The sequence below is a fragment of the Myceligenerans halotolerans genome, from assembly GCF_054782975.1.
In genome coordinates, this window is record NZ_BAAGRL010000034.1 from 87,917 (window position 1) to 112,867 (window position 24,951).

17 protein-coding genes are annotated in these 24,951 nt (G+C 71.6%); 7 read left to right on the forward strand and 10 right to left on the reverse strand.

What is annotated here, in order from left to right; translation table 11 throughout:
- Nucleotides 1-66 precede the first annotated feature (66 nt).
- Nucleotides 67-1,182, reverse strand: a complete 1,116-nt coding sequence (gene dapC, locus ACYVK5_RS20515; RefSeq protein WP_460707837.1) for a succinyldiaminopimelate transaminase — start codon at nt 1,180-1,182, stop codon at nt 67-69.
- A 19-nt stretch (nt 1,183-1,201) separates the two neighbouring features.
- Nucleotides 1,202-1,519, reverse strand: a complete 318-nt coding sequence (fdxA, locus tag ACYVK5_RS20520) for a ferredoxin (protein ID WP_123813417.1) — start codon at nt 1,517-1,519, stop codon at nt 1,202-1,204.
- Nucleotides 1,520-1,648: 129 nt separating this feature from the next.
- Here fdxA and ACYVK5_RS20525 point away from each other — a divergent pair, with 129 nt between their 5' ends.
- From ACYVK5_RS20525 to ACYVK5_RS20550, 6 genes are all read left to right on the forward strand, one after another.
- Complete coding sequence (locus ACYVK5_RS20525) at nt 1,649-1,960, forward strand: hypothetical protein (protein ID WP_460707838.1); 312 nt, start codon at nt 1,649-1,651, stop codon at nt 1,958-1,960.
- Nucleotides 1,961-2,168: 208 nt separating this feature from the next.
- Nucleotides 2,169-4,754, forward strand: a complete 2,586-nt coding sequence (glgP, locus tag ACYVK5_RS20530; protein WP_460707839.1) for an alpha-glucan family phosphorylase — start codon at nt 2,169-2,171, stop codon at nt 4,752-4,754.
- A gap of 62 nt (nt 4,755-4,816) precedes the next feature.
- Nucleotides 4,817-4,954, forward strand: a complete 138-nt coding sequence (locus tag ACYVK5_RS20535) for a hypothetical protein (protein WP_460707840.1) — start codon at nt 4,817-4,819, stop codon at nt 4,952-4,954.
- A 64-nt stretch (nt 4,955-5,018) separates the two neighbouring features.
- Nucleotides 5,019-7,220, forward strand: coding sequence for an alpha-1,4-glucan--maltose-1-phosphate maltosyltransferase (locus ACYVK5_RS20540; RefSeq protein ID WP_460707841.1), 2,202 nt, complete (start codon nt 5,019-5,021; stop codon nt 7,218-7,220).
- On the forward strand, nt 7,217-9,064 hold the full coding sequence (treS, locus tag ACYVK5_RS20545; protein ID WP_460707842.1) for a maltose alpha-D-glucosyltransferase: 1,848 nt from the start codon (nt 7,217-7,219) through the stop codon (nt 9,062-9,064). Before ACYVK5_RS20540 ends, treS begins: the two co-directional genes overlap by 4 nt.
- Nucleotides 9,061-10,911, forward strand: coding sequence for an aminoglycoside phosphotransferase (locus ACYVK5_RS20550; protein ID WP_460707843.1), 1,851 nt, complete (start codon nt 9,061-9,063; stop codon nt 10,909-10,911). Before treS ends, ACYVK5_RS20550 begins: the two co-directional genes overlap by 4 nt.
- A 138-nt stretch (nt 10,912-11,049) precedes the next feature.
- Here ACYVK5_RS20550 and ACYVK5_RS20555 read toward each other — a convergent pair whose 3' ends face one another.
- From ACYVK5_RS20555 to ACYVK5_RS20590, 8 genes are all read right to left on the reverse strand, one after another.
- On the reverse strand, nt 11,050-11,979 hold the full coding sequence (locus ACYVK5_RS20555) for a carbohydrate ABC transporter permease (protein ID WP_460707844.1): 930 nt from the start codon (nt 11,977-11,979) through the stop codon (nt 11,050-11,052).
- Nucleotides 11,976-13,013, reverse strand: a complete 1,038-nt coding sequence (locus ACYVK5_RS20560; RefSeq protein WP_460707845.1) for a carbohydrate ABC transporter permease — start codon at nt 13,011-13,013, stop codon at nt 11,976-11,978. The genes ACYVK5_RS20555 and ACYVK5_RS20560 overlap by 4 nt, the downstream gene beginning before the upstream one ends.
- 4 nt (nt 13,014-13,017) lie before the next feature.
- Complete coding sequence (gene ngcE, locus ACYVK5_RS20565) at nt 13,018-14,454, reverse strand: N-acetylglucosamine/diacetylchitobiose ABC transporter substrate-binding protein (protein WP_460707846.1); 1,437 nt, start codon at nt 14,452-14,454, stop codon at nt 13,018-13,020.
- A 320-nt stretch (nt 14,455-14,774) separates the two neighbouring features.
- A complete protein-coding gene (locus tag ACYVK5_RS20570) occupies nt 14,775-18,029 on the reverse strand; it encodes a glycoside hydrolase family 2 protein (protein ID WP_460707847.1) in 3,255 nt (1,084 codons plus the stop codon).
- Nucleotides 18,026-19,093: a carbohydrate ABC transporter permease gene (locus ACYVK5_RS20575; RefSeq protein ID WP_460707848.1), complete on the reverse strand. Its 1,068-nt coding sequence runs from the start codon at nt 19,091-19,093 to the stop codon at nt 18,026-18,028. Before ACYVK5_RS20575 ends, ACYVK5_RS20570 begins: the two co-directional genes overlap by 4 nt.
- Nucleotides 19,090-20,088, reverse strand: coding sequence for a carbohydrate ABC transporter permease (locus ACYVK5_RS20580; RefSeq protein ID WP_460707849.1), 999 nt, complete (start codon nt 20,086-20,088; stop codon nt 19,090-19,092). Before ACYVK5_RS20580 ends, ACYVK5_RS20575 begins: the two co-directional genes overlap by 4 nt.
- A gap of 8 nt (nt 20,089-20,096) precedes the next feature.
- Nucleotides 20,097-21,398: an ABC transporter substrate-binding protein gene (locus tag ACYVK5_RS20585; RefSeq protein WP_460707850.1), complete on the reverse strand. Its 1,302-nt coding sequence runs from the start codon at nt 21,396-21,398 to the stop codon at nt 20,097-20,099.
- Nucleotides 21,399-21,509: 111 nt separating this feature from the next.
- Nucleotides 21,510-22,556: a LacI family DNA-binding transcriptional regulator gene (locus tag ACYVK5_RS20590; RefSeq protein ID WP_460707851.1), complete on the reverse strand. Its 1,047-nt coding sequence runs from the start codon at nt 22,554-22,556 to the stop codon at nt 21,510-21,512.
- A 100-nt stretch (nt 22,557-22,656) separates the two neighbouring features.
- On the opposite strand from ACYVK5_RS20590, the gene glgB reads away from it, so the two are divergent.
- Nucleotides 22,657-24,942, forward strand: a complete 2,286-nt coding sequence (glgB, locus tag ACYVK5_RS20595; RefSeq protein WP_460707852.1) for a 1,4-alpha-glucan branching protein GlgB — start codon at nt 22,657-22,659, stop codon at nt 24,940-24,942.
- Nucleotides 24,943-24,951 lie beyond the last annotated feature (9 nt).

Sequence of the window (24,951 nt, forward strand, 5' to 3'; positions counted from 1 at the left end):
AACAGGGCAGCGTCGACCTGGAGTAAAACCGTACCGTGTCAAGGCTTTGTGATTCCAACCCGCGGGTCAAGAATTTGTGAGTCGCAACACAACATCGGCGATCTGCGCGTCCGTCGCGGTGAGCGCTGTCCGCACGTGACCCTCACCGGCGGGACCATAGAGCGCGCCCGGCGCGACGAGGATGCCCCGCTCGGCGAACCACGCGGCGACCGCCCGTACCCACAGGTAAAGACCCGCTTCGGAGTGGTCCACGGTGAGCCCCGCATTCTCCAGCGCCCCGGCCAGCGACCGCCGTCGGGCCCCGTAGATCTGCCGCTGTGCGGCGACATGCGCGTCGTCGCCGAGCGCGGCGACCATCGCGGCCTGCACCGGCGCCGGGACGATCAGCCCCAGGTGCTTGCGCCGCGCCAGCAGCTGCCCGACGAGCGCCCCGTCCCCCGCGACGAACGCCGCGCGGTACCCCGCGAGGTTCGACTGCTTCGACAGCGAGTACGCCGCCAGCAGCCCGTCGTGGGAATTGTCACAAACGCGCGGATCGAGGACGCTCGGCACGCCCCCGCCGGACTCGCCCGCGCCCGGCGCCCACGGCCCCCAGCCGAGCTCGGCGTAGCACTCGTCGGAGACGACGACGGCGCCGATCTTCCGCGCCGCCGCGACCACCCGGCGCAGTTCGGCGGCGTCCAGCACCCGCCCGTGCGGGTTGGCAGGGCTGTTCACCCAGACGAGGCGCACGTCGTCGCGCCCGGCCCACGCGTCGACGTCGTCGGTGGCGAGCGCCGTCGCGCCCGCGGCGGCGGCGCCCACCGCGTAGGTCGGGTACGCGATCTCCGGATGGACGACGACGTCCCCCGGCCCCACCCCCAGCAGCGACGGCAGCAGCCCCACCAGTTCCTTGGAACCGATCGTGGGCAGCACCTGGTCGAGCTCGAGACCGGGCACGCCACGCCGGCGGGCGAACCACTCCGCGATCGACACGCGCAGCTGCGCCGAGCCGGCCGTCGTCGGATACCCGGGCGCGTCCGCGGCGGCCGCGAGCGCCTCGCGCACGAGCGGCGGCGTCGGGTCCACGGGCGTGCCCATGGACAGGTCGATCATGCCGCCGGGGTGCGCCCGCGCGGTGGCCTTGAGCTCATCGAGGGTGTCCCAGGGAAACGTGATTCCGGAGAGGTCGGCGAGGCCCATGGTGCGCGGGCGGACCGGGTCAGGCCTGCGGCGGGAGGGCCGCGATCATCGGGTCGTCCTTGTCGATCTCGCCCATCTTCGCGGCGCCGCCCGGCGAGCCGATGTCGTCGAAGAACTCCACGTTGGCGCGGTAGTAGTCCTTCCACTCCTCGGGGACGTCGTCCTCGTAGTAGATGGCCTCGACCGGGCAGACCGGCTCGCAGGCGCCGCAGTCGACGCACTCGTCCGGGTGGATGTAGAGGGAGCGGCTGCCCTCGTAGATGCAGTCCACGGGACACTCCTCGATGCACGCCTTGTCCTTGACATCGACGCACGGCTGAGCGATCACGTAGGTCACTGCGGGAGCCTTCCTCGGGATGTACTCGGTCCGGACCGTTCACGCGGGTCGCGCCCAGGTCCGAGCCTAGTATTCCAGGAGCGGCGCGCCCGCCGCGTCCACCGTCTCATTCCTCGGCGAAGGCAGTCCGTGAACTCCGACACATCCCGATCCGATCCGCCGGCCGGTCCGCCCTGGTCGCGGCTCGCTCCCGGCACGCGCGTCGTCGTCCGCCGCCGGCTCACGACGGCCGAGGCCGGCGCGGCGCGCGCGGACCACCGCGGCGAGGTCTGGACGGACGTCATCGGGTTCCTGCTCCGGGTGTCCGACGACGGTCTGGGCGTGCGCACGGACCCGAGACCGGGACGCGGCGAGCCGGAGGAGATCTGGGTCCCGGCGGACCTCATCACGTCGGTGAAGCCGGTCCCGCCGCGGCCGGAGCGGCGCGGCCGACTGCCCTGACCCGGCGGTCGTGCGGCTGGCTCGGCTCGGCTCGGCATGAGCATTCCGTCGTCGGCACGAGCCTTCCTGCACATCCACTCGACGGACGCGCGGGAAGTTCGTGCCACGGTCGCGAAGCTCGTCACGAGGCGGAGGACCTCACGACAGGGCTGCGGTGAACCTCCATCACCGGGTGTGTCGTCCTCGACAAGTGCGTAGGGTTCCCCCCGTGAGAGCGATCCGACGATTCACGGTCCGCACGGTCCTTCCGGAGCCCCTCGCGGCACTCGACGAGCTGTCCCACAATCTGCGCTGGTCCTGGCACGCCCCGACACGTGAGCTCTTCGCCGGGGTCGACCCCGAGCTGTGGGCCGACGTGAAGGGCGATCCCGTCGCGTTCCTCGCGGCGCTCGGCTCCGAGCGGCTCGCCGCCCTGGCGGCGGACGAGGGCTTCGTGGGGCGTACCCGGGCTGCCGCAGGCGAACTGCACAGCTACCTGCACGACCCACGCTGGTACCAGGCGCAGCGGTCCGCCTCCGGGGCGGAGCTCCCGCGCGGCATCGCCTACTTCTCGCCGGAGTTCGGCATCACGTCGGTGCTGCCGCAGTACTCCGGCGGCCTGGGCATCCTGGCGGGCGACCACCTGAAGTCGGCGTCGGACCTCGGCGTGCCGATCGTGGGGGTCGGCCTGCTGTACGGGGCGGGCTACTTCCGGCAGTCCCTGACCCGCGACGGCTGGCAGCTCGAGAACTACCCGCTGCTGGACCCGGACGAGCTGCCGCTGACGGTGCTGCGCGAGGAGGACGGCACACCCGCCCGGGTCTCGCTCGGGCTCCCGGGCGGCCGCCGGCTGCACGCCCATGTCTGGGTGGCGGCCGTGGGCCGCGTGCCGCTGCTGCTCCTGGACTCGAACGTGCCCGAGAACGACGAGGCGGCGCGGGCGGTCACCGACCGGCTGTACGGCGGGGGCGGTGAGCACCGTCTGCAGCAGGAGCTGCTGCTCGGCGTGGGTGGCGTGCGTGCGCTGCGCGTCTGGTCGCGGCTGACCGGTGCCCCGGAGCCGGAGGTCTACCACACCAACGAGGGGCACGCCGGGTTCCTCGGCGTCGAACGGATCCGGGAACTGGTGGCCCAGGGCCTCGGCATCGACGAGGCGCACGAGGCCGTGCGCGCGGCGACAGTGTTCACGACGCACACCCCCGTGCCGGCCGGCATTGACCGCTTCGCGAAGGACCTGGTCAGGAGCTACTTCGCCGGCGACAACCAGATGGACGGCGTCCCGGTCGAACGGATCCTGGCGCTCGGCGCAGAGGACTACGACGGCGGCGACCCGACCGTCTTCAACATGGCCGTCATGGGCCTGCGGCTCGGCGGCCGGGCGAACGGCGTGTCGCTCCTGCACGGCCAGGTCTCGCGCGAGATGTTCGAGGGCCTGTGGACCGGCTTCGACGCGCGCGAGGTCCCCATCACCTCGGTCACCAACGGCGTGCACTCGCCCACCTGGGTCGCGCCGCAGCTGGCGCGGCTGCAGGCCGAGCGGCTCGGGCTGGACCAGCTGACCGCCAGCGAGGCGTCGGGCGGCTGGCTCGACCCGGGCAAGGTGTCCGACGGCGACCTCTGGGCCGCGCGCACGGAGATGCGCGGCGAGCTCGTGGCGGAGGTCCGGAGGCGCGTGCGCAAGTCCTGGCGGGAGCGCGGGGCATCGCCCGCGGAGCTCGGCTGGATCGACGACGTGTTCTCACCCGACGTCCTGACCATCGGCTTCGCGCGCCGCGTGCCCACGTACAAGCGGCTGACGCTGATGCTGCGCGACCCCGCGCGGCTGCGGTCCCTGCTGCTGCACCCGGATCGCCCCGTCCAGCTCGTGGTGGCCGGCAAGTCGCACCCCGCCGACGAGCAGGGCAAGCGCCTGATCCAGCAGTTCGTGCGGTTCGCCGACGATCCGGCCGTGCGGCACCGCATCGTGTTCCTGCCGAACTACGACATCGCGATGGCGCAGTCCCTCTACCCGGGCTGCGACGTCTGGCTCAACAACCCGCTGCGGCCCCTGGAGGCGTCCGGCACGTCCGGCATGAAGTCCGCCCTGAACGGCGGCCTCAACCTGTCCATCGAGGACGGCTGGTGGGCCGAGTGGTACGACGGCGAGAACGGCTGGGGCATCCCGACCGCCGACGGCGTGGACGACACCGACCGGCGCGACGACCTCGAGGCCGCGGCCCTGTACGACCTCATCGAGGCGCAGGTCGCCCCGCTGTTCTACGACCGGACGGCCGACGGCGTCCCACCCCGCTGGCTGGAGATGGTGCGCCACACGCTCGCGACCCTCGGGCCGAAGGTGCAGGCCACGCGCATGGTCGGCGAATACGTGCACGGCCTGTACGCGCCGGCGGCCCAGGCGGGGCGGGCGCTGCGCTCCGACGACTTCGGCGCGGCGCGGGACCTGGCCGCCTGGAAGGCCCGGGTCCGCGCTGGCTGGTCGCAGGTGCGCGTCGACCACGTGGAGTCCGCCGGGATCGCCGACGCCGCGCGGGTGGGCGACCGGCTCACGGTGCGGGCCTACGTCTCACTCGGCTCGCTCACCCCAGAAGATGTCGAGGTGCAGATCGTTTTCGGGCGGGTCTCCGAGGCCGATCTCATCGAGGACTTCGACACCGACCCGCTGACCCTGACCGACTCCTACGAGGCCGGGCGGCACGCGTTCGCCGGGGAGGTCGACCTCGGCGCCTCGGGCCCCTTCGGATACACCGTCCGCGTCGTGCCCCGGCACCGGAGGCAGGCGAACGTGGCGGACCTGGGCCTGGTGGTGAACGCATAGACGCCATCCCTGCCCGCCGCGGACGCTCATTCCTGACTAGATAGTTGGGACGGGTGGTTGCCATGTCTGTCGTCACATCAAGCCAGTTCAATCAGAAGCCCAGTGAGATCAAGGCGCTGAGCGATCGCGAACCTGTGTTCGTCACCGACCGAGGGCGGACCACCACGGTCGTCCGCCCACGGCGGATGGACGATCCGTGAACCTTGCGCAAGCCGTTGGCGCGCCCCCGTGCACGCGGCGACCGAGGATAGATAGCGTGGCGGTGTGAGCAGCGCGCGCAACTCGGCAGGCGGCCCGGGCCGCCCGAAAACCGGCGGCCTCGGCCGCATTCCCGTCATCCAGGTCTCCCCGGTGGTCGAAGGAGGACGCTGGCCCGCCAAGGCCGCCGTCGGTGAGGTCGTCCCGGTGACCGCGACCGTGTTCCGGGAGGGGCACGACGCCGTCGCCGCCACCGCCGTGCTCGTCGCGCCGGACGGCACGGACCACTCGTGGGCCGCCATGACCGACATCGCCCCCGGGCTGGACCACTTCCGCGGCTTCCTGCAACCCGACGCGGCAGGGGAGTGGGCCTTCCGCGTCGAGGCGTGGAGCGACCCGTACGCCACCTGGACGCACGACGCCACCATCAAGATCGGCGCCGGGATCGACGTCGACCTCATGCTCGCCGAGGGCGCGCGGCTCTTCCGCCGCATCCTGCGTCCGGACCGGCGTGACGCGCTGATCGCGCCGCACCGGACCGCGGCCGACAAGCGGCTGCTCGCCGAGACGCTCTCCGCACTGGAGGACGACTCCCGCCCGGCCGCCGTCCGGCTCGCCGCGGCGACGTCGCCCGAGGTGCGCGACGCCCTGGCACGGGCGCCGCACCGGGAACTGGTGTCGGCGTCGGACACGTACCCGCTGCGTGTCGCGCGGCCCCTCGCGCTGGCCGGGGCCTGGTACGAGATGTTCCCGCGGTCGGAGGGCGCCTACCAGAGACCCGACGGCAGGTGGGTCTCCGGCACCTTCGCCACCGCCGCGAAACGCCTCCCGGCGATCGCGGCCATGGGGTTCGACGTCGTCTACCTCACGCCCGTCTCCCCGATCGGCACCACGTTCCGCAAGGGGCGCAACAACACGCTCGAGGCCGAGCCGGGCGACCCGGGCAGCCCGTACGCCATCGGCTCCCCCGACGGCGGCCACGACGCCATCCACCACGACCTGGGCACGGAGCAGGACTTCGTGGCGTTCGTCCAGGAGGCACGCGACGCCGGCCTCGAGGTGGCGCTCGACATCGCCCTGCAGTGCTCCCCGGACCACCCGTGGGTGACGAAGCACCCCGAGTGGTTCGTGATCCGCGCGGACGGCTCGATCGCCTACGCGGAGAACCCGCCGAAGAAGTACCAGGACATCTACCCGCTCAGCTTCGACACCGACCCGGACGGCCTGGGAGCGGCGGTGCTGGACGTGATCCGCACCTGGATCGACCGCGGCGTCACGCTGTTCCGTGTCGACAACCCGCACACCAAGCCCCTGGACTTCTGGGAGTGGCTGCTCGCCGAGGTGCATGCCACCCACCCCGAGGTGATCTTCCTCAGCGAGGCGTTCACCAGGCCGGCCATGATGCAGACGCTGGCACGGATCGGGTTCCACCAGTCGTACACGTACTTCACCTGGCGCAACACCAAGGAGGAGGTCGCGGAGTACCTCGCGGAGGTGTCCGGTCCGCTCGGGTCGGTGATGCGGCCGAACTTCTGGCCCACCACCCACGACATCCTCACGCCCTACGTGCAGCACGGCGGTGTCGCAGGGCACGCGGTCCGCGCGGTCCTGGCCGCGACGGGCTCGCCGTCGTGGGGGATGTACTCCGGCTACGAGCTCGTGGAGAACACGCCACGCCCGGGCGTCGAGGAGCACATCGACAACGAGAAGTACGAGTACCGGCCGCGGGCGTGGGAACGCGCCCGGGAGTACGGGATCGCCGCGCTGGTCACCCGCCTCAACGCGATCCGCCACGAGCATCCGGCGCTCCGCCAGCTCCGGAACCTGACCGTCCATCCCACGACGAACGACCAGGTAGTTGCCTTCTCACGACGAATCGGCGCAGAATTCCTCTCCGGCGCGCGAAGCGGTTCGAAGGGCAGCACCATGGTGCCAGGGGGCAGCACGGTCGATCGACGCGGCACCGACGTGGGCGCCGCACCCGTCACCACCCCCGCACACGACGACGTGATCGTGGTCGTGGTGAATCTTGATCCCTGGAACTCTCAGGAGTCGCTCGTGCACCTGGACCTGAAATCCCTCGGCCTCACACCGCCGGAGGGTGACCCCGACGCCCCGTTCTACGTGGCACACGACCTGCTCTCGAACGAGACCTACGGCTGGGGCGCGACGCCGTACGTGCGGCTCGACCCCGCCCACCGTGTGGCGCACGTCCTGCACGTGACGCCCGCGGGGACCGACCGAGGCGGCACCGGAGGCATCTCATGACCACGTTCGGGCCGGGCGGCCCGGCCGAACAGCCCGACCGTCAGACCGGCCGGCCCGCGCCGGCGCCACCCGTCGGCGACACCCGCGACGTGCCCCGGCCCACGACCGCGCCGATCCCCGTCCAGGCACTGCCACCCCGGCGGCAGCCCCAGGTCGAGGCCCGTCGCCGGGGCCTCTCCGACGACCCGGAGTGGTACCGGAAGGCGGTCTTCTACGAGGTGCTCGTGCGGGCGTTCTCCGACCCGGGCGACTCCGGGATCGGCGACCTGCGTGGCCTCGTCGACCGGCTCGACTACATCGAGTGGCTCGGCGTGGACTGCCTCTGGGTCCCGCCGATCTACCCGTCCCCGCTGCGCGACGGCGGGTACGACGTCGCGGACTTCACCGCCATCGCTCCGCAGTACGGCACGATCGACGACTTCCGCGACCTGGTGGCGGCGTCCCACGAGCGCGGCATCCGCGTGGTGATCGACCTGGTCATGAACCACTCGAGCGACCAGCACCCGTGGTTCCAGGCGTCGCGGTCGGACCCGGACGGGCCGTACGGCGACTTCTACGTGTGGAACGACGACCCGGAGGGCTACCAGGACGCCCGCATCATCTTCGTCGACACCGAGACCTCGAACTGGACCTTCGACCCGGTGCGACGGCAGTACTACTGGCACCGCTTCTTCAGCCACCAGCCGGACCTGAACTTCGACAACCCGCAGGTGGCGGAGGCGATGCTGGACGTCGCGCGGTTCTGGCTGCGGCTCGGCGTGGACGGCTTCCGGCTCGACGCCGTCCCGTACCTGTTCGAGGCCGAGGGCACCAACTGCGAGAACCTGCCCGAGACGCACCGCTTCCTGCGGCGCGTCCGCAAGATGGTCGACGCGGAGTTCCCCGGCCGCATCCTGCTCGCCGAGGCGAACCAGTGGCCGCAGGACGTGGTCGAGTACTTCGGCACCGAGGACGAGCCAGAGTGCCACATGTGCTTCCACTTCCCGGTGATGCCGCGGATCTTCTACGCCATCCGGGACCAGCGCGCGAACCGCCTCAAGGAGATCCTGGCGGACACGCCCGCCATCCCGGCGGGCGCGCAGTGGTCCACGTTCCTGCGGAACCACGACGAGCTCACCCTCGAGATGGTGTCCACGGAGGAACGCGCCGCGATGTACGGGTGGTACGCGCCCGACCCGCGGATGCGGGCGAACGTCGGGATCCGCCGCCGGCTCGCCCCGCTGCTGGACAACTCGCGCAAGGAGATCGAGCTCGCGCACGCGCTGCTGCTGTCCATCCCCGGCTCGCCGTGCCTCTACTACGGCGACGAGATCGGCATGGGCGACAACATCTGGCTGCCCGACCGCGACTCCTCGCGCACGCCGATGCAGTGGACCCCGGACCGCAACGCGGGCTTCTCGCACGCCGACCCGGGCAAGCTGTACCTGCCGCTCGTGCAGTCGCTGGTGCACCACTACCAGCACGTCAACGTCGAGGCGCAACTCGCGCAGCCGACGTCGCTGCTGCACTGGGTGCACGGGATGCTCGCGGTGCGGCGCCTGCACCCGGCGTTCGGCGGCGGTGTGTACCAGGCGGTCGACTGCGACGACGAAGCTGTCATCGCCTTCACGCTCACGACCGAGTCCGAGACGATGCTCGTGGCGGCCAACCTGTCCGCGACCGCGCGCTCCACGACGCTGAAGCTGCCCCGGTACACGGGCTGGACGCTGACCGACGTGTTCGGCGGCGCCGGCTTCCCCGACGTGACCGACGGCGGCACCGTCACGATGACCTGGGGCGCGCGCGACTTCTACTGGCTGTCGCTCGCGCAGGGCGTGAAGCCGGCGCACCCGGGAGGGGCGTGACGGCCATCGACGAGGTGCGGACCGTCATCGTGCACGAGGGGGCCGGTCCCCTGCCCGACGGCGTGCTGCGCCTGCTGGACGCCTGGCTGCCCGCCCGGCGCTGGTACCCGGTGCCGGGCGAGGGCGTCCGCCACGTGCCATGGCTGACGGTGGAGTTCCCGGGGGCGGCGGATGCGGACGGCCTCGTCGGCCTCGGTGACTCCTCCGTCCGCGGCGACTCCACCACCTCCGCCGTCGTCGTCCCGCTGCTCCGCCTGGCCGCGCCCGGCCTGCCCGCGGACGACGGCGCGCTGGTGATCCAGGTGCCGCTCGTCCTGGAACGGGTACGGGGACGGGGTGATCGGTACTCCGGTGAGCGATCGGCAGTTCGAACTGCCGATCGCTCACCGGAGTACCGACCGCACACCGACGGGGAGCGCGACGGCGGGGACCGTGCCGGCGATGCGCTCATCGGGGTCGTCGATGCGGGGGACGGGTCCGTCGCCGTGTACGACGGCGGGGCCCATCCCGCGGCCTGGCGCGCCTACCTCGCGGCGGCCCTCCCCGCGCTCGCCCCCGCGCTCGCCGAGGAGTCGGCTGGTCCCGCGCCCGCCGCCGAGGCGCCTGCCGGTTCGTTCCGGCGTGCCAACGACGAAGCGCCCGCCGGCTCGTTCGAGCGTGCGGAGGACGCGGACCGACCGAGTGCTCGGCACGGTGAGGCAGGGCTGGACGGGGCACGCCCGCTCGGCGGGGAACAGTCCAACACGTCCGTGCTGGTCCCCGGCCTCCGACCGCCGGTCCCGGGATTGCCCGGGGAGCGGGCCGACGGCGTGATCCTGAAGATCCTGCGCACCGTGCCGCTGGGGCCGCACCCGGACGTCGTCATCCCCGAGGCGCTCACCCGGGCCGGCTGGGACGGCGTCCCGCGCTACCTCGGCTCGGTCGAACTCCCCGCGCCGCCGCGCGGACACCCCACGCCCCTGGCGGGCGAGTCGCCAGCCACGACGGCGTCCGCGCTCGCCGGGGCCCCGGCCGCGCCGGATGCGGGCACGCCCGGCCACCACGAGGCCCACGCGCACCTCGCCGTCGTCTCCGAGCTCGTCACCGAGGCCGACGACGGGTTCGAGCTGGCGTGCGCGTACGCCCAGGAAGGAACGGGCTTCGACGAACACGCCGCCGAACTGGGCGCCGTCATCGCGCGGATGCACATCACCCTGGCCATCGCCCGTCCGACGGACGCCACGCTGGACGCGAGCGGGTTCATGGGCGTGCTCCGGCGCCGAGCGGCCGAGGCGATCGCCGACGTCCCGGGACTCGCGCCGTACCGCGCGGGCATCACCGCCTTCTACGACGAGGTCAGCGGGCACCTGGCACGCGTGACGGCCGACCATCCGGTGCCTCTCCAGGCGATCCACGGCGACCTGCACCTCGGTCAGGTGCTGCATGCCGCGTCGGGGTGGAAGGTCCTGGACTTCGAGGGCGAGCCGCAGCGGCCGGTGGCCGAGCGCACCGCGCCGGACCTGCCCCTGCGGGACGTCGCCGGCCTGCTGCGATCCTTCGACTACGCGGCCGCGGTCGGTGAGGCGGCCGACCCGGAATGGCCGGCCGGGGCGCAACTCTCGTTCCTGGAGGGCTACCGCCAGGCCCGGGGCGAGGCCGGCGCGCCGGCCGGGTCCGTGCGGGACCACGGCGACGCAGTCCCCGGGGCGGCCGTGCCCGGCGGCGCGCTCGACGTCACCACGACCTCGCTCCTCCTGCGGGCACTCACGCTGGACAAGGCGTTGTACGAGGTCGTGTACGAGGCGCGCCACCGCCCCGGGTGGCTGCACATCCCGCTGAACGCGGTGGCCCGCGTCCTGGACCGCTGAGAGACCGCCGCCCGGCCGGCGAGCACGAAGTCGCCGACACGAACCACGAGCTTCCGGTGCATCGCCCGGGAGAGCCGGGCGACATCCTCGTGGTCGGGTCGGCAACCTCGTGGTCGGGTGGCGGCACCCGCGCCGTCGTCAGCGGAACGTGCCCTGCGCCACCGAGCCCTGGAGCCGGCGCTGGAAGAACACGTACACCACCAGCACCGGGATCACGGTCATGACCACGCCCGCGTACAGCGCGCCGAAGTCCACCGCGTAGCCCGCCTGCGAGGCGAACTGTGCCATGCCCTGGGTGAGCACGTAGTTGTCCGTCTCGGTGTTCAGCGCGACCGGCAGCAGGAACTGGTTCCACAGTCCCAGGAAGTTGAAGATCGCCACGGACGCCATGCCGGGCCGTGCCATGGGCAGCATGATCTGGAAGAACGTGCGCCACTCCCCCGCGCCGTCGACCTGCGCCGCCTCGGCCACCTCGTGGGGCAGGCTCCGGAAGAACGAGTACAGGAAGAAGACGGTGAAAGGGAACGCGAACGCCACGTAGGTGACGATCAGTCCCGGCAGGGTGTTGAGCAGGCCCGCGTTCCGCAGCACGAAGAACAACGGCACGATGGCGAGGAACACGGGGAAGGTCAGCCCCGCCAGCATGAGGTTGTAGATCACCCGGTTGCCGGGGAACCTGAACCGGGCGAGCACGTACGCCGTCAGCGCTCCCAGCAGCATGACGAGGAACAGCGCGCATCCCACCACGACGATCGTGTTGAGGAAGTACCGGCCGATCCCGGCGTCGGTCCACGCGCTGACGTAGTTGTCCAGGCTCGGGTCCGCCGGCAGGGAGAACGGCGAGGCCAGGATCTCCTGCGTCGTCTTGAACGACGACACGAACACCCACACGAACGGCACGACGACCAGCACCGCGCCGAACGTGAGCAGGATGTGGCTCGTCGCGACGGCCGTCCGGTCGCCGGCCGTGCCCGACGGCGTCCGCCGCGGCGCGCCCGTGAACGGCCCGCCGATGTCTCCCCGTTCCGCGTTCGCGCTGCGCTCGGCGACCGTGCTGGTGCGGCTCATGCGTGTCCCCTCACGTCGTCGTGCCCGCCGGTGATGCGGTCCACGAGGAACACCGCACCGGCGAAGAGCAGCGTCACGAGCGCGAGCACCACGCCCATTGCGGTCGCGTAGCCGAACTGTCCCTTGCTGAACGCCGTCTGGTACAGGTCCTGGCTGATCACGAACGTCGAGTAGCCGGGGCCGCCCCCGGGATTCATCGCCTGCATGTAGACGAACGAGTCGATCGCGGCGATGCCCAGGTAGATCCACGCCGTGCGGACGTTGTCCCTGATGAGCGGCACGGTGATGGAGACCGCCGTGCGGAACCGGCTTGCGCCGTCGAGCCGCGCGGCCTCGTAGATCTCCCCCGGCACGCCCTTGATGGCGGCCACGAACAGCACGGTGTAGAACCCGATGAAGCTCCAGACGATCACGAACATCGACGCCCCCATGGCGGTCCGCGCGTCGCCGAGCCAGGGGAAGTCGGTCATGCCGTCGAGCCCGATGCCGGTCAGCACACCGTTCAGGAGGCCCCGGGACGGGTCGTACACCTGGGCCCACACGAGCCCGATGACGATCGCGGGCACGCAGTACGGGAAGAAGGAGATCACGCGGTAGAAGCCCGCGCCCCGCACGCCGCGCACGCCGCCCGTCGTCGAGCCGCCGACCGTCACCATGGTCGCCACGGCGATCGCGATCACGATCGTCACGGTCGGCACGACGACGGCCAGCAGGGCGCTGTTCAGCGCGGCACGCAGGAACTTGTCGTCGCCGAGGAGACGGACGAAGTTGTCGAGCCCGACGAAGGCCATGTCGGGGGTGAACCCGCTCCAGTCCGTCATCGAGAAGTACACAGCCTGCACGAACGGTGAGATCACGAAGATCACGTACACCGTGAGCGGGAGGAACAGGGCGACCGCGAAGAAGCTCGCCTTGTCGAGGGAGATGCGACGGCGACGGCGGCGGCGAGCCGGCCCGGGGGTGTTCCCGGGCCGGTCCTCCGTGGCCGGCGACGTGGCGCCGCTGGGCGCCGCCGGGTTTGACGTGCCGGACATCAGCTCAGCTGACCTCGATCTTCTCGATCGAATCGTCCGCGGCGACATCGTCGCTGATCTTCTGCAGCCCGTCGGTGACGCCCTTGACGTCCAGGTCACCCGACAGGAACGCGTTCCAGACGACGAGCTGGTCGGCGTTCAGGCCGTAGTAGTCGACGAACTGGTAGTTGAAGATGTTCTCACCCGCGGCGTCCAGCATCCCGGTCTGGGAGACGAGCGCCGTGGATCCGAAGCCGTCCTCGGGCACGACGCCCCTGACGATGGTGGGCGCCAGGCGCGTCTCGGAGAAGTTGGTCGCCGCCTCCGCGGACAGCATGGCGCGCAGGATCTCCTTGCCGCCGGCCGGGTTGGCGGCCTGGCTCGGCACGATGAACGGCTCGCCGGCGCCCGCGCGGATCGCCTCGTACGGGAACGTGGGGCTGTCCGAGACGGTGGGCGTCGGGAAGCCGGTCATCTGGAAGTCGGCGACGGTGGCGTCCTTCATCTCGTTCTCGATCCAGCCGCCCGACGGGTACAGCAGGGCGTCCTGGTCGTTGCTCCACCGCGCCTGCGCGGCGGTGAACTGGGTGCCCGCCCCGCCGGGGACGAAGTACCCCTTCTGCACGATCTCGTGCAGGGCCTCGAGCACGCCCTGCATCGCGTCGTGCGACCAGGCGTTCGGCTCCAGGTTCTCCAGGGCGAGGCGGACCTCGTCGCCGCCTTCCTTGATGGCCGAGTCGAGCGCCATCGTCTGGTAGTACGTCGCGGCCTCCTTGCCCCAGACGAAGAGCTTCTTGTCCGCTCGCTGTGCCTCGGCCCCGAGGTCGATGGCCTCCTGCCAGGTGGCGGGCGCCGTCCAGCCGTTCTCGTCGAAGAGCGAGGCCGAGTACCACACGGCGTACACGGTCATCACATAGTTCAGGGCGACGAAGCGGCCGTTGTAGGTGCCGGGGTCCTTGACCGACGGGTACAGCGTGTCGGCGATGGTGGTGCCCTCGTAGTTGGGCGCGTCGAAGACGTCGTCGAGCTCCTCGAGCTGGTCGGCGATCGTGTTGAAGCCGATCGACCCGGCGCCGGAGTTGTCGATCAGGTCCGGCGGGTTGCCGCCGACGAAGCGGGGCTGCAGCTCCTGGGCAATCTGCGTGGACGGCGAGACCTCGAAGGTCACGTCGGGGAACAGCGTGTTCGCCTGGTCGGCGGCGAACTCGACGTAGTCGAAGCCGTACCCGCCGTTGAAGATGACGGCCTCGACCTCGGAGTCCTCGACCAGGCCGAACGGATTGCCGGCGCTCATCTCGCCGGCGGCGGTCTCCTCGCCTCCCCCGCCGCTCGGCACCGCGCACCCGGCGAGCGAACCGCCGAGCGGTGCCAGCAGGGCGGTGGCAACGGCGCCGCGCACGAAGGTCCGGCGATCCAGTGCGGCCTGCGCCAGCCGACCTTCGGTGAACTTGTTCGTGGACATGCAAGTCTCCTCTTGTCGATCCCCGGTCGCACGGCTCTGTGCAAGGTGCGTGTGACGGCCGTGTCACCCGGGCAGAACGAATATGTTAGCCGTCCTACCACTTAGGGTGAACCTAGTCACAGACTGCGGCGGATGGCAAGCGCGCCACCGTCACGTCTCGGTAACGCACCTCCGGGAACCGCGGTCAACTCCGGTGGCTGGCACACTTTTACCGGGCACGCCGCGAGGTAGCCCACGCGGCACGAGGTTGCTTTCGCCTGAACCCCGGATAGCGAAAGCAACCTCGTGCCGCGCAGGTAACCTCGTGCCGCCCGAAGCGCCTACAGCGCGCGGACCAGCTGGTTGAGGGAGCGCAGGACGCGGGGAGCCGTCAGGACGGCGGGGTCCGGCATGCCTGCCGGGCCGCCCGCGCCACCCGGGCCGCCCGCGCCGGCTGCGCCTGCCGCGCCTGCCGGGCCGCCCTCCCCCAGCCGCACCACGAACGTCGTCGTCTCCCCCGGCAGCAGCGTGACCAGCGCCTGGTCCGCCACCGCGCCGGGGTGTGCCTTGTCCGCGAGCAGCGTGAGGTCGCGCATCAGGTTCCGTGCGGTGACCCGGACGACGAACCGTCCCTCGCCCGCCGGCTCGACCCGCGCGTCGAGGTCCGGCGCCTCCAGCGCCGAGTCGCGCGGTTCCGCGAAGAACCACGTACCCCGCACCCCGTCGACACTCGCCACGATGAGTTCGCTCCCAGCGTCCCCGGGGATCGCCACCCCCGCCGGGATCGGCACGGTGGCGATCCCCCGCGGCGGCGCGCTGAACGGCGACCTCACGACCGCGAGCTCGGTGCCGTCGTAGGCCAGGCGCCGCAGCACCACGTCGCCTGCCCACGGCTCGTCGCTGTCGTTGACGACGACGGCGGCCAGGCCCGCGTGCCGATCGTCACGCCCGGAACCATCGGCCCCGGTCGGTCCGGTCGACACCTGCCCGGCCGACCCGATCGACACAGCCGACCCGGCCGACCCGGGTGACACGGCCGACACCCCCGGCCCGCCGTCGTCGGCCACCCGACGGGCATCTCCGCCGTCGGCCACCCGACCGGCATCTCCGCCGCCGCCCGCGCGACCACCGCCGTCGGCCCCGCGAGCCCGACCCGCCGGCCGCGGTTGCACCGTCACCAGCCGGTCCGCGTGCGCGTGCGCCAGCGCGTACAGCAGGGGTTTGGGCCGCTCGTCGCCGTCGACCGCCGCCCACGAGGTCACCGGCCAGCAGTCGTTGAGCTGCCACACCACGGAGCCCGTACAGCGCGGGGCCCACGAGCGCAGGTGCTCGACGGCCGTCCGCACGGCCACCGCCTGGTTCCACTGCATGGCCCAGTGCCAGTCCTCCATGTCGTCGGGCAGGGGGACGTGCGGAACCAGGCCGGCGGTGAGCTTCTTGTTGCCCTCCATCGCCTTCTGGTGCACCTGCATCCCAGGCGACTCGGGCGTCAGCGGCATGTCCCCGACCGAGCGCCGCAGCGTGGTCCAGGCGGGCGGCCCCTGCCATCCGAACTCGGCCATGAACCGCGGCACCGTGTCGCGGTAGTGCGGCCAGTCGAGCTGGTTCCACAGGTCCCACGAGTGCATCGAGCCGTGGTCCGGGTCGTTCGGGTGGCGATCCGGATCGCCCGACCACGGGCTCGACGGCGTGTACGGACGCGTCCCGTCCAGCTCCTCGACGATGCGGGGCAGCAGCTCCGTGTAGTACCCGAGCCCCCAGGTCCGGCCGTCGAGGCGCAGCTTCCAGCCCCAGTCGTGGTAGCCCCAGATGTTCTCGTTGCTGCCGTTCCACAGCACGAGGCTCGGGTGCGGGGCGAGCCTCGTGACCGCGTCGCGCGCCTCCGCCTCGACCTCACCGCGCAGCGGCTCGCCCTCGCTGTAGGCGGCGCAGGCGAACGCGAAGTCCTGCCACACCAGGAGCCCACGCTCGTCGCACTCGGCGTAGAAGTCTCCCGACTCGTACAGCCCGCCGCCCCACACCCGCAGGAGGTTGAGGTTCGCGAACTCCGCCTGGTCGAGCCGCCGCGCGTACCGCGCGCGGTCCACCCGGTGGAAGAAGGTGTCGTCCGGGATCCAGTTGGCGCCCTTGACCCAGACCGGACGGCCGTTGACGACGATCGTGAACGACGTGCCGTCGTCGTCCGGCGCCATGTCGAGCGCGACGCTCCGGAAGCCGGTGCGGCCGCTCCAGCGGTCGAGCGCCCCCGCCATCGGGACGGGGTGCCCGGGCTCCTGGACGGTGCCGCCCGCCGGTCGTGTGCCGGAAACGTCCGAACCGCTCTCGCCGATGCTGCCCGACGGCGGTCGTGCCGCGGCGAGCGCGACCTCGACGTCGTACAACGGCTGGTCGCCGTACCCGCGCGGCCACCACAGCTCGGCGTCGTGCAGTCGCAGATGGACGACGGCGGACGACCGGCCGGGCTCGATCGTCACGGTGGCCCCACGCGACGAGCCGCCGGGCCGGGTACCGCCCGGACCCCGCACGATCACGTCGACCTCCAGCGGATCCTCGCCCGTCGCCGCGCCGGCGGCCCGCTGGACGTCGACATGCACGTCGAGCAGCCCGACCGGCGCGGGGCCCGACAGGTCCACGCCCGGGAGGGGCCGCACGGCCGCGAGCCGCGCCGTCGACCACGACTCGAGGCGCACGGGACGCCAGATGCCGGCCGTGGCCGCGTCGATCCCCCAGTCCCAGCCGAAGTTGCAGGCCGCCTTCCGGATCGCGTTGAACGGGTGGTGGTTCACCTGCGGACGCTGACCGAGCGCCAGCGACTGCGCGTCCGCGTACCGCACCGGCGAGGCGAACCGGACGGTCAGCTCGTTCTCGCCGTCGTGCAGGAGCCCGGTCACGTCGAACCGGTAGGACCGGTGCTGGTTCGCGGTGCGGCCCACCTCGGCGCCGTTCAGCGCGATGGCGGCGACCGTGTCCAGGCCGTCGAAGGCGAGCTCGTGCCGGACGGCGCCGACCGGGGCGTCGTCGCCGCTGTGGCCGCCCGCGCCGGTGACACCGGCGGGGCGACGCCGCCACGTGAACGTCGTGCGGTACTCCCAGTCGCACCGGCCGATCCAGGCGAGGAGACGCTCGTTGTCGTCCAGGTACGGGTCGGGGACGAGGCCCGCGGCCATCAGGTCGGTGTGCACCGTTCCCGGGACGGTGGCGGGCACGCCCGGGCCGTCGGCCGCGAGCGCCCGGGTGAGGTGCGCCGGAACGGGCCCGCCGGCACAGCGCACGGTCCAGCCGCCGTGCAGGTCGCGGACGTGCCGGGCGGGCGCTGTGGCGGCGAGTGCGGTGGCTCCCGGCGAGACGTCGCTCGTCGGGGTGACGCCGGTCGGAGTGGCGGCCACCGGGGTGACGCCCGTCGGGGTGACGCCCGTCGGAGTGACGCCCGTCGGAGTGACGGCCACCGGAGTAGCGGCCACCGGGGTAGCGGCCGCCGAGGTCGCGTCCGTCTGGATCAAGCCCGTCGGGCTGCCGTCCGCCGGGGCGGCAGCCGCCGGGGCAGCGGCCGTCGGGTTGCCGTGCGGCGGGTTGTTGTCGGTGGAGATGTCGGTCACTTGGTGGCTCCGGAGGTCAGTCCGCTGTAGATCTGCCGCTGCAGCAGGAGGAACGCGATGAGGGTCGGGATGATGACCAGCACCGTGCCTGCGGAGATGATCTCCCACTGCGCGCCGAACGGCCCCATGAAGCGGAACAGCGACGTGGAGACCACGCCGAGGTCCCGCGAGGGCATGTAGAGGAAGGGGATGTAGTACTCGTTGTAGATCGCGATGCCCTTGATGATCACGACGGTGGCGATCGCGGGGCGCAGCAGCGGGACGATGACGCGTGCGTAGATGGTCAGCTTGTTCGCGCCGTCGAGCATCGCGGCCTCGTCGAGGGATCGCGGGATGGACCGCATGAACTGCAGGAAGATGTAGATCGACACGATGTCGGTCCCCATGAACAGCACGATGGCGGCCCAGCGGGTGTTGAACAGGCCGAGCCCGTTGACGACCTGGAAGGTGGCAACCTGGGTGGTGACCGCCGGGACGAGCGTGGCGAGCAGGAAGGCGCCCATCACGAGCCGGCGGCCCCGGAAGTCGAACCGGTCGACGGCGTACGCGGTCATCGTCCCGACAAGGATCGTGCCCACCAGCGATACCGCGAGGATGATCGTGGTGTTGACGAATCCCTGCAGCATCCCGCCCTGGGTGAACGCGACGACGAAGTTCTCGAGGTTGAGCCAGTTGCCCGGCGGGGTGAGCGGGTCCGACGTCGCGAACTCCTCACGGCTCTTGAACGCCGCCATGAACACGGTGACCAGCGGGATCAGCGCTGCCGCGACGGCGATCGCGAGGCTCGTGTACTTGAGCGCGATGCCGAGCGGCGTGGTCAGGGGACGCAGGGCGCGCCAGCCACGTGCGAGACGCTGCCGGGCATGCTCCGGCCGGACGGCCGGACGCGGCCGGGCGATCGTCGGTTCGTGCGGGGCGGCGGAGCCGGGGGTGCCGCCTGTCGTCGCATCGGGGGTCGGGCCCGCCGAGTGGTCGGGGGTCCGGCCCGCCGAACGGTCGGGCGAGCTGCCGGGGGTCCGGCCGGGCGGGTTGTCCGTCGCCCGGCCGGTCGTGGGGTCGGTCATGTCAGGTCCACCCTCTCGTCGGGGAACAGCCGGCGCTGGATCCAGGTGACGAGCAGGACGATGATCAGCAGCACGACGGCCATGGCCGACGCCAGGCCGAACTTGTTGAACTGGAACGCCTGCTGCACGGTCTGGATCACGAAGGTGGTGGAGCCGTTGGCGCCGCCCGTCATGATCCACGGGATCTCGAACACGGACAGCGACCCGGAGATCGCCAGGATCGTGGTGAGGCCGATGATCGGCCGGATCGCGGGGGCGATGATGTACCGGAACTTCTGCCAACTGGTGGCGCCGTCGAGGTCCGCCGCCTCGTACAGCTCGCCCGGGATCGACTGGATCGCGCCCAGGAACAGGACGAAGTTCAGCCCCAGGTACCGCCACACGCTCGTCGCGGCGAGCGACACGTTCACGAGCGACGGATCGCCGAGCCACTGCGGCGGCTCGGCCAGGCCCAGGAGCGCGAGCATCGCGTCGAGCGTGCCGCCGGGTCGCAGGAGGAACAGGAACACCAGGCCGATCGCGACCCCGTTGATGAGGTACGGGAAGAAGATCACGCCCTTGAAGAAGTTCCGGAACCGCGTGCTGAAGCTCAGGACCGTGGCGAAGTACAGGGCCAGGACGAGCTGGAGGGCGGCGCCCGCGAGGTAGTACAGGCTGACGAAGAAGACCTCGAACATCTGCGGGTCGGTGAAGATCCGCACGTAGTTGTCGAGGCCGACCGGCTCCTTGACGGGGTCCAGTCCGTCCCAGGATGTGAAGCCGTACCAGACCATGTTGGCGACCGGCACGTAGGTGAACAGCACGAGCAGGCCGAGCGGCGCGACCAGGAAGAGCCACGGCGTGACGGGGAGCCCTCGGCCCGGGCCGCGGCCGGGCCGGGGGCGGCGGGTCCGGCCCGGGTGCCCGGCGATCCCGCCGGGCACCCGGGCACGCCAGGCACCGCCGGCCCGGCCGCCGGCGCGCCGTGCCGGGCCGGATTCGGTGACGGCAGTCATGATCCGCGCTACTCCCCCACCGTCGCGCGGCCGTCGGCCCAGCGCTGGTTCAGGTCCGCGAAGAACGACTCCTTGTCGCCGTCCCCGGCGCCCCGCGCGATGTCGACCAGTTCCTGCCGGTAGATGTTCCCGTACAGGTCGACCTCGGAGGCCGACACGACGTCCGCCTCGTACGACTCCTTGCCCTGCGGCGCGGGCTCCATCTCGACGTACTCGACGCCGGCCTCCTCGAAGTCGCCCAGGGTCTCGGGCTCCGGGCCGTCGAGGAGCGGGGAGATCCCGCCCTCGTCGTACGCGTAGCCCGACTCCTCCGCGAACCAGTCGATCCAGGCCCGCGCGGCGGCCTTGTGCTCGCTGTGCACGTTGATCGCGTTCTTGTAGTCGCCCGCGATCTGCGCGTGGAAGGTGCCGTCCACCTGGTACGGGAAGGGCATGTAGCCGATGTCGTCGGCCGAGCCGCCGGCGTCCTCGGCGGCCTGCTGCATCTGGGTGATCGCCCAGGAACCGAGCAGCATGGTAGCGACCTGGCCGGTGCCGAGCAGGGTCTTGGACTCCTCCCAGTTCGTCGTGGTCGGATCGTCCTCGGCGAGGCCCTCGGCGACGACGTCGTAGAGCAGCCCGTCGGAGATGCCGTGCCACTCGTCCTCGGCCCACGGGGTGTCGCTGTAGGCGATGTGCGTGTTCTGGTACGCGGGGTCGCCCAGCACGCCGCGGTTGCCGTCCCACTGGCTCAGCGGCCAGCCGTCGGCGTAGTTCGTGTAGTAGGGGACCGCGTCCGTCGTGTCCCGGATGGCGCGCAGGTCGTCGAGGAACTCCTCCGGCGTGGTCGGCAGGTCCGTGATCCCGGCGTCCTCCCAGACCTTCTTGTTGTAGACGAGGCCCTGGGTGTTCACCGTGATGGAGACGCCGTAGACCTGACCGTCGTACGCCTTCTCCTCGACGAGCCGGTACTCCTGGCTCATCTCCTCGACCGAGCCGATCGGCTCGAAGAAGGCGGCGAACTGGTCGGGCTTGACGCTGTTCGGGATGAGCAGGACGTCCCCGTAGTCGTCCGTGTTCATCCGCACGGCGATCTCGCCCTCGTAGTCGGTGATCGCCTCGAAATTGACGGTGACGTCCGAGTACTCGGCCTCGAACTCGGCCTTGTACTCCAGGAACACCGTGTCGACGATGTCGGTGCGCTGGGTGATCACCGTGATCTCCCCGGCGATCTCGGTGTCACCGGACGTGTCGCCGCCGGCCGGGGCGGAGCACGCCGACAGCGTCAGCGCCAGGGCGGCGAGCGGTGCCCCGCCCCGCAGATGGTGCATCGACCTCATTGTTGTCTCGATCCGTCGTCGTTGACTGGTGGACGGCCAGGACATTAAGCGGTTAAGTTTTCGTAAGTCAACACCCTGACACGGCGTCAGCCGCGAGGGCGGTCAGCGGACGCGAGCGCGCCGCGCGGGACGACCATCCACGGCGGGTGGCGCCGTCGAGCCGCGGACCTGGAGCACCGGCGTCGAGTCGCGGTACGACGCCGGACGCTCGCCGGCCATGACCTCGAAGAGGCGGCGCGCCACGTGCGCGCCGTAGCCTGCGACGTCGTGGCTCAGCGCCGTCAGCTGCGGGTACGCCGCGCGGCACACCGGCGAGTCGTCCCAGGCCACCAGCGACACGCCGTCGGGCACCCGCACCCCTGCCTCGTGCGCCGCGCCGAGGCCGGCGAACGCCATCGCGTCGTTGTCGTAGACGATCGCGGTCACCTCGCCCCTCACCAGCAGGTCGCGCGTGGCGGAGGCGCCGGCGGCGGGGGTGTAGTCGGCATGCCGCACCTCGGTCGTCATCGACCGGGCCGCGGCCTCGCGCGCGAACGCCTCGTCACGGATGTGCGTGTGCCCGAACTCGGGCGTACCCGTCACGTGCCCGACCGTGGTGTGCCCCAGCCCGGCCAGGTACTCGACGCACGACCGCATCGCGGCCGCGTCGTCCGTGTAGACGCTCGTCAGCCCGCCGGACAGGCTCGGGTCGCCGACGACGACGGCCGGCAGCGTGTCGGGGCCCACGAGCAGGTCGAGCCGCGGGTCGGGCACTCGGGGATCCACCATGACGATCCCGTCCACCCTCCGGGCGGCCCGCCACTTGCGGTAGGTCCGCAGCTCGGCGTCGATGTCGGGCGCCACCTGCAGGAGCAGCCCGTAGTCGCGTTCGGACAGCACGGACTCGATGCCTGCCACGAACTGCATGTAGAACGACTCGAAGCCGAGCGTCTCGGGTGCGCGCGCCAGCACCAGGCCGACCGTCTCCGTGTGGGCCCCGGACAGCGAGCGCGCCGCCGAGCTCGGCGCCCAGCCGAGCTCGGCGGCGATCTCGAGCACCTGCTCGCGGGTCGCGTCCGAGACGCCCGGCCGCCCGTTCAGCGCATACGAGACGGCAGCGGTCGAGACGCCCGCACGGCGAGCGATGTCGGCAATGGTGATCCGCGCCATGCGGGACATCATGGCCCGAGGCGGCACCCGACGAGTAATACGGTCGCGAGCCGGCCGCTAACTGTCGCGTTGTGGTGCCCGGACATGGAAAGGTGTGGACATGGCCGACCTGCCCCCCGCTGACCTCGAGGCGCTGACCGCTGTCGCGCAGGGCTCGCACCACGATCCGCACTCCGTGCTCGGACCGCACCCGCTCGACGACGGCCCGTTCGCCGTCGTGCGGGCACTGCGGCCCCTCGCCGACGAGGTCACGATCATCACCGACGACGGCGACCACCCGTGCGAGCATCAGGGCGCCGGCGTGTGGGCCGCCGTCGTCCCCGCCGCGTCGGCCCCGGGCACCGCCTGGGCAGCGCCCGACTACCGCATCCGGACCCGCTACGGCGCCACCGAGCACGTGGCCGACGACCCGTACCGCTTCCTGCCGACGCTGGGCGAGATCGACCTGCACCTCATCGGCGAGGGACGGCACGAGGAGCTCTGGAAGGTCCTCGGCGCCACCGTGCGGCGGTATCCGAGCGCCTCCGACGACATCGACGGCGCGAGCTTCGCCGTGTGGGCGCCGAGCGCGCGCGGTGTGCGCCTGCTGGGCGACCACAACCTCTGGACGCCGGTCCACCCGATGCGGTCGCTCGGGTCGTCGGGGGTCTGGGAGCTGTTCGTGCCCGGCGTCACGCCCGGCGCCCACTACAAGTTCGAGGTCCTCGGAGCCGACGGCGTCTGGCGTGCGAAGGCCGACCCGATGGCCCGCGCGACCGAGCTGCCGCCCGGCACGGCCAGCATCGTCACGGAGTCCGACTACGAGTGGGGCGACGACGCCTGGCTGGCCGCACGGGCCGCGTCCGACCCGCACTCGGGTCCCATGAGCGTCTACGAGGTGCACCTCGGCTCCTGGCGGCCGGGCCTGTCGTACCGTCAGCTCGCGGACGAGCTGACCGCGTACGTGTCGGAGCAGGGTTTCACGCACGTGGAGCTCCTGCCCGTGGCAGAGCACCCGTTCGGCGGGTCCTGGGGCTACCAGGTGACCTCGTACTACGCACCGACCTCGCGGTTCGGGTCGCCCGACGACTTCCGGCACCTGGTGGACCGGCTGCACCAGGCGGGGATCGGCGTCATCCTCGACTGGGTCCCGGCGCACTTCCCGCGCGACGAGTTCGCCCTGGCCCGGTTCGACGGCACCCCCCTGTACGAGCACCCCGATCCCACCCGCGGCGAGCACCAGGACTGGGGCACGTACATCTTCGACTTCGGGCGCAACGAGGTACGCAACTTCCTCGTCGCGAACGCCACCTACTGGTTCGAGGAGTTCCACGCCGACGGGCTGCGCGTGGATGCCGTGGCCTCGATGCTCTACCTCGACTACTCGCGCGAGGCGGGCGAGTGGCACCCCAACGTGCACGGCGGCCGGGAGAACCTGGAGGCCATCGCGTTCCTGCAAGAGGCGAACGCCACCGCCTACCGGCGCACGCCGGGGGTCATGCTGATCGCCGAGGAGTCGACGTCGTACCCGGGCGTCACCAGGCCGACCTCCTCGGGCGGACTCGGCTTCGGCCTCAAGTGGAACATGGGCTGGATGAACGACACCCTCCGCTATCTCGCCGAGGACCCGGTCAACCGGCGGTACCACCACCACGAGCTCACGTTCTCGATGGTCTACGCGTACTCCGAGCAGTTCGTGCTGCCGATCAGCCACGACGAGGTGGTGCACGGCAAGGGGTCGGCGCTGCGCAAGATGCCGGGCGACCGGTGGCAGCAGATGGCCGGGCTGCGAGCTTTCCTCGCCTACCAGTGGACGCATCCCGGCAAGCAGCTCCTGTTCATGGGCTGCGAGATCGCGCAGGACACGGAGTGGTCCGAGAGCGAGGGCCTGCGCTGGGAGGTGCTGGCCGACGGATGGCACGCCGGGGTGCAGCGGCTGGTGCGTGACCTCAACGCCCTGTACCAGGCCGCGCCGGCCCTGTGGGAGCGGGACTTCGACGGCTCGGGTTTCGAGTGGCTCGACGCCGACGACGCCGACCGCAACCTCCTGGCCTACGTCCGCCGCTCGGCAGCGGGCGACCCGGTGGTCGTGGTGGTGAACTTCGCCGGCGTGCCGCACGAGGGATACCGGCTGCCGCTGCCCGGTATCCCGGGGAGCGGGTCCGGCTCCGGCCCGCAGGCCGGAGCCTCCGGCAGGGGCCCGGCAGCACCGGTCACCCGGCAGGTCTGGCGTGAGGCCCTCAACACGGATGCCGAGATCTACGGCGGCTCGGGCGTGGGCAACCTGGGCCGGGTCACCGCCGAGGCGGTCCCCCACTACGGCCGTGACCACTCGGCGTCGATCCGGGTCCCTCCGCTGGGCGCCCTGATCCTGATGCCCGAACCGTCCGGCACCTCCGGCGAGTGACCGGCCGGG